7 protein-coding genes are annotated in these 5,687 nt (G+C 67.0%); 6 read left to right on the forward strand and 1 reads right to left on the reverse strand.

The window, feature by feature from the left end:
* Nucleotides 1-102: 102 nt before the first annotated feature.
* Complete coding sequence (locus tag KGQ19_RS47020) at nucleotides 103-807, reverse strand: GntR family transcriptional regulator (RefSeq protein ID WP_212021868.1); 705 nt, start codon at nucleotides 805-807, stop codon at nucleotides 103-105.
* Between the two features lie 415 nt (nucleotides 808-1,222).
* On the opposite strand from KGQ19_RS47020, the gene KGQ19_RS47025 reads away from it, so the two are divergent.
* From KGQ19_RS47025 to KGQ19_RS47050, 6 genes are all read left to right on the forward strand, one after another.
* A complete protein-coding gene (locus KGQ19_RS47025) occupies nucleotides 1,223-1,654 on the forward strand; it encodes a hypothetical protein (protein WP_212021870.1) in 432 nt (143 codons plus the stop codon).
* Between the two features lie 47 nt (nucleotides 1,655-1,701).
* Nucleotides 1,702-1,851, forward strand: a complete 150-nt coding sequence (locus KGQ19_RS47030; protein WP_212021872.1) for a hypothetical protein — start codon at nucleotides 1,702-1,704, stop codon at nucleotides 1,849-1,851.
* Between the two features lie 4 nt (nucleotides 1,852-1,855).
* Nucleotides 1,856-3,241 (forward strand): FtsK/SpoIIIE domain-containing protein, encoded by a 1,386-nt coding sequence (locus tag KGQ19_RS47035; protein WP_212021874.1) that lies wholly within the window; start codon nucleotides 1,856-1,858, stop codon nucleotides 3,239-3,241.
* A 2-nt stretch (nucleotides 3,242-3,243) separates the two neighbouring features.
* Entirely contained in the window at nucleotides 3,244-3,480 is a 237-nt protein-coding gene (locus tag KGQ19_RS47040; RefSeq protein WP_212021875.1) for a hypothetical protein, read from the forward strand.
* Nucleotides 3,480-3,626: a hypothetical protein gene (locus KGQ19_RS47045; protein ID WP_212021876.1), complete on the forward strand. Its 147-nt coding sequence runs from the start codon at nucleotides 3,480-3,482 to the stop codon at nucleotides 3,624-3,626. The genes KGQ19_RS47040 and KGQ19_RS47045 overlap by 1 nt, the downstream gene beginning before the upstream one ends.
* 365 nt (nucleotides 3,627-3,991) lie before the next feature.
* Nucleotides 3,992-5,368 carry a replication initiator gene (locus KGQ19_RS47050; RefSeq protein ID WP_212021877.1) on the forward strand — a complete coding sequence of 459 codons (1,377 nt, stop codon included), beginning with the start codon at nucleotides 3,992-3,994 and terminating at the stop codon, nucleotides 5,366-5,368.
* The last annotated feature ends 319 nt before the right edge of the window (nucleotides 5,369-5,687 follow it).

Consider the following 5,687-nt stretch of genomic DNA (forward strand, 5'->3'; position numbering starts at 1 on the left):
GTGGGGTACGGATCCGCCGGCCGCCGACACGGCGTGGATCACGCGTGGAGAGTGCGTGGTCAGTGTGCTGCGCGCAGGTGTCTCACAGTCGGCCACCGGCGGCTACTTGGCTGGGTAGGCGAGTCGGTTGCCTTCGGCGCTGGTGGTCTCGGTTTCAGCAAGCACGGTCTTGCCTTTGGCGACGGTCACCAGCGTGGTTTCCAGAAGTGGTGTGATGTCCGGTAGCGCTAGGGCTGTGGTCTCGTTGGGGGTGGGCATGCGCGCTTGCACGTATTCCGTGGCGGTGAGTTTGCCGTGACGTGCGGAGAGCCTGGCGAGCTGGGCCGGACGTTCGGGGAACGGGTCGGCTTCTAGCTCGGTGCCCTCGGCTGCGGTGAACGGAAGCACGGTCCGTGTAAGGACTCTGCGACCTGTCGTCGGGTCTGTGGCGGTGGCTTCGCAGATGTACAGCGCGCTGCCTTCGGGAACGCCGATGAGTGCTGCGGTTGTGGCGTCGGCGTCCTGGCGGCGGATCCGTGCTTCGCTGATCGTTTGCAGGGGTTCGGTGCGGGGGCGGTGCAGGACGGTGGCGGCGGCGTTGCGGCGGCGGACGAAGGCGCCTTTGCCGTGTCGGATCTCGATCAGGCCTTCGGTGCGGAGGATCACCAGGGCTTGGCGCAGGGTGGTCCGCGAAACGCCGTACTCTTCGATCATCCGGGCCTCGGATGGCAAAGCGTCCCCGGGCTGATAGACGTCTTGGTTGATGTCGTCGCGGATGCCGTCCGTGACCTGCTGGTACAGCTTGTCGTTTCTGACGATCCGTGCCATGTCCGGCCACCCACAGTTCTATGAGGCGCATCAGTGCGCTGGTCCGACCGCGCTCGGTCGGTCACGTTTCGGTAACGGTTCTCGGGTCTGCGTAGCATCCGCGTGGGGCGGGTTCGGTGTATCAGAACCCTGTCACCTGCACATTGACACCCCATCGGCCTACGCTCGTCATGATAAGTGATGACCGATGTCTATCAAAGAGGGGGTAGCCTCTGGACTGAACTCATCATGACGAGTGACGTCCTATGTCTTGAGAACCGATGTGCGCTCTCGTCAAGGAGTTCGGTACCTGCGCGGGGCGCCGGCCGGGGTCCATTCGGCCGGTGACCTGCGTGGTTGCGGATCCGGGCGCGGCCCGGACGGTCGTGACCGACTCAGAAGCGGGCCTTGCGGCCCTGGACGCGGGAGCGTGAACGTGCAGAACGTCAGAGTGGATGTCGGTGACTGGATCAGGCCTCGCCTGATCGCCGATCCCGAACCGGTGGTCGATTTCGACACCGGCGAGATCAAGATCAACCCCAAGACTGGGGAGCGGGACTACCTGCTGTCGGTGGCGGTACGTCGGGAGGGCCAGCGGCGCGCCAGCGCGATAGAGGTCAAGGTGCGCGGGTTGAGCGCGCCGGAGGTGTCCGAGGGCGACGTGATCGCGTTGGACGGGCTGATCGTGACCTACTGGGAGCAGAACGGCCGCTCTGGCCTGGCCTTCCGGGCCGAGTCCGCCACCAGGGCCACCAGCGCAGTGGCGGGCAACGCGGCGCCGGCCACTGCGGCGCGTTCCGCGTCGACCCCGCCCGCGACACCCCCGGCCGGCGGGCCTCGGTCGGCCAAGGCCGGTGAGTCGGCGTGAGCTGCCCGGGTGAGGCGATACGCCGAATCAGGGAAGGTGTCGAGTCCTTGGCGAAGCTGGCAGAGCTGGCCGAGGGCGCCGAAAAGGCGGGGAAGCGCGCTGAGTGCAGCGGCTACCTGTTCCAGATCTGCACTGTGGGAACAGCGCTTTCGGACTTCGCGGGTCTTCGGGCTGAGGCGATAGACGGGGAGGGCTGAGGCGATGTCGTCGAAGTCTGCCCTGTCGGTGGTGGCGCTCCTGGTGGTCGCTGTGCTGCTGGTCGCCGCGCCGATGGTGCGCGAGCGCTATCCGAGGGCGTGGTGGTACGCCGTATCGTTCCCGATTCTGTGGGTGCGGATCCGGTTCACCTGGCGTCAGCTGGCCTGGGAGTGTGACCTGGCGGTGACGCGTAAGCGGGCACACGCCATGATCGGCGGGATTCTGGTCAAGGGTAAGGAACTTGATCCGGTGGTCCCCCGGCTGCACGTGGGTTGGCCCCGGCCGTTCTCGGTGACGATGCGGGCGCGGATGCTGCCGGGTCAGACCCCTGATGAGTTCGTTGACGCGGCCGAGGCGATGTCGCACGCGTGGCGGGTGCATTCGGTGCGGGTGTCGTCTCCGGCTCGCGGCGAGGTCGAGTTCACGATCTCGGCTCGGGATCCGCTGGCCAACATCACAGCCCCGGGAGCACTGGCGCGGCGTAAGCACCACGGGCGGCCGTGGTTCGGGGTGTCGGTGTCCGCCGAGTTGGAGGAGACGCCAGGCGCGGCGGACGCCGCGAAACTCCTGCGGGTCTTCGTCGGGCTCCTGGAGGACGGAAGCCCGTGGGTGCTGGATCTTCGGCTACTGCCGCACTGGCTGATCACAGGTGCCACACAGTCGGGGAAATCGACACTCATGAACGCGGCGGTGGTCGAGCTGGCGCCGCGTCCGGTCGCGCTGGTCGGTATCGACCTGAAAGGCGGCATGGAACTGGGCAACTACACTGCGCGGCTCTCGGCGCTGGCCACGGATCGGCCGGCGGCGGTACGGCTGCTGGGTCACCTGGTTGATGTGGTGCTGGAGCGCACAGTGCAGTGTCGCGTCGCCCAAGTCCGGTCCATCTGGGACCTGCCAGAGCAGATCCGACCGGTACCGATCGTGGTGTTGGTCGATGAGCTGGCAGAGCTGTACCTAGCCACCGACCCCAAGGGCAAGGCCGACGCGCTGGCCTGCTCCACGAACCTGGTTCGCCTGGCCCAGCTGGGCGCAACCCTCGGGGTGCATCTGCTGGTAGCAGGTCAACGTGTCGGGTCGGACCTGGGACCGGGTGTGACGATGCTGCGTGCGCAGCTCGGCGGACGGATCTGCCACCGGGTCACCGATCCGGAGACGGTCAAGATGACGCTCGGGGACAAGTTCCCTGACGCGGTGATCGCCGCGCAGAGCATCGGACCGCTAGAGCGCGGCGTGGCCATCACCACCACCAATGAGGGTGGGTGGATGCGGGCGCGCTCGGCGAACATCGGCGCGGAGCAGGCGCAGCGGATCACCACCGACTACGCGCACCAACGGGTGTGGCTGCCTGGTCTGAGCGACTTCGACCGCCCCGGGGGTAAGACGTCATGATCGTGAATACGTCAGCTGCGTTGCTGTTCGGGATCGCGACCTTCCTCATGCTCCGGGCACGAACAGTCAAGATCCTCGAATCGATCATCGTCGGCCTGTTCGGATTCACCCTGGCCTCCTCGATGTTCGGGACGGCGATCAGTGCAGCGCTGCACTCCATCTTCTACGCGCACGCGGTAAAGAACGGCGTGCCGATCGCACCGGGTACCCCTGCGGCGCCATGGACCAGTGGTCCGTGATGAGCCGTGACTCGGACACGATCACGCTGCTGTGGCTGCTGGCCGCTATCGGCGTCGTGGCCTACCGCCGACACATCGCCTACTGGCTGGGAATCGGCATGGTCATGCTGCTGCTGACAAGCCTGCTCCTGGACTCCCACCACTAGAGAACAGCGCCACCTGGGGGCGCCGGACCGAACTCGACTCAGGTCCGGCGCCCCCGCCCCTATCCTCACGCGCGCATCACAACCAACTCGCGACACGACTAGCCAGAACACGCACCTGCGGCCCTCGGCCCTGCCGACTGTCCATCGGCCTGGGCGCCTCCGCCGCGATACCTCAAGCCTCTTACCTTCTCCCTGATGCCTCCAACGGTCCCCGCGCGTTCCGTCCGCATCGTCGCGGCGCCTGCCGGTCTCATCGGTCGGCGCCGCCCGGTCTGCAAGGAGAGGCAGACGTGTCCCAGACCACAGGGTCTGATGCCGCAACATCCACCAACGCCCCGGCCGTGCCGAATCCTGATCGGCTGACGTTGGTCCCGATCGAGGATCGGGCCTGGTTCGAGCTGCTGTCGCGGCCGGACTATCCCGCAATCGAGCAACAGATCTACGACGTAGGCGCCTGCGAAAACCCGGTTTGGCTGTCCGGCCGGACGCTGCTGGTCGCAGTCGCGACCGGGGAAATCGTCTCGTCGTGGTCGTCAGCGGGAACCCCGTTCGGCGCGATACCGCTGCGCTGCATGAACCGGCGGGCCACCCGATGCGCATCCTGCTCACGGCTGTATGCCGGGGACGCATTCCAGCTGGTGCGCGCGGGCCTGTCCGGCGGCAAGGGAGTCCCGGACACAGTGGCCGGGCATCCGCTGGTGTTCGCCACGCTCACCGCGCCCTCGTTCGGCCCGGTGCATCGGCGCCCCAATCCCGACCGGCCTAGGGACGTGTGCCGGGCTCGGCGCGGCAAGCCTCGGTGCGCCCACGGAGTGGCGATGACCTGCCAACAACAGCATGAGCCCGGGGACCTGCTGATCGGACAGCCGCTCTGCGTAGCCTGCTACGACTATCCCGGGCATGTGCTGTGGAACGCGGGAGCGTCTGCGCTGTGGGCGCGGATGGTCGACTTCCTGTACTGGCGACTCGCCCGCGCCGGCGGGATCCCCAGGCCGTACATCCGGCGCACCCTGCGCATCGAATACGTACGCGTCGCCGAGTACCAGGCGCGCGGGCTCGTCCACTTCCACGCAGCCTTCCGCCTGGACGGACCCGAAGACAGATCACAGGAACCACCTGCGTGGGCCACGGCCGAACTGCTCGCTGATGCCATAGGTCAGGCAGCCTCAGCGGCACGGCTCCGCCTGGCGGAAACCGTCGAGATCGGCGCCCCCGTACTGCACTTCGGGCGACAACTCGACGCCCGACCCATCGTGCTCGATACCGGACTGCCAGCAGAGCGCGCAGCCGGCTACCTCGCAAAATACGTCACCAAGGGGACAGAGGACGCTCACGGCGCCGATAGACCCATCACACACCGATCACAGATAGCCGCGCTGGCACGCACCGAGCATGTACGGGCACTGATGTATTCGTGTCGCACAGTCGGTGCGCTGGCGCCCTATGAGGCGCTGGGTCTGCATCGCTGGACACACATGCTCGGATTCGGCGGGCAGCCACTGACCAAAACCCGCCGCTACTCCAGCACCTTCGCAGCCCTACGGCAGGCACGCGCAGACTTCCGAAGCACGCAACCGCCTAGCTCCGATGGCCAAGAGACCTTGCGGGACAGCCTGTGGCGCTACGCCTGGCAGGGATGGCCAAGCGTCACCATCGCAGAGCAGGCCGCTGGCGTCCGTGAGGCAATCGAGCACAACCGCGAGGTAGCGCGAGGCACCGCCGACGGGCGTGGTGCCGTGTGACCGATGAACCGAATCAGCGTCGCCACGTGGTGCCGGGAGGGGAAGAGGAGGTGGAGGCGTTGCGGGCGTGGGCTGCGGAATGGGCTCGGCGTCTTCCGCCGTGGTCGGATGAGAAGTGGGCCCGGATCAACATCACGCTTGGCCGCAGGGTGCGTACAGGGCGGGGCGGTCGTAGCACGCGAAGGGACGAACGGTGAGGACGCACGCAAACGTGTGTACCGCCTAAGCGGACCGTACATGCAGAACGGCGCGACGCGCTCCTTTCAGGTTCTCAACTCTTGCTGCGCCCGGGTCTTGCCGCCTGGAGGTGGTGACTACG

Origin of the sequence: Catenulispora pinistramenti, from assembly GCF_018274385.1 — a bacterium.
Classification (GTDB): Bacteria; Actinomycetota; Actinomycetes; order Streptomycetales; family Catenulisporaceae; genus Catenulispora; species Catenulispora pinistramenti.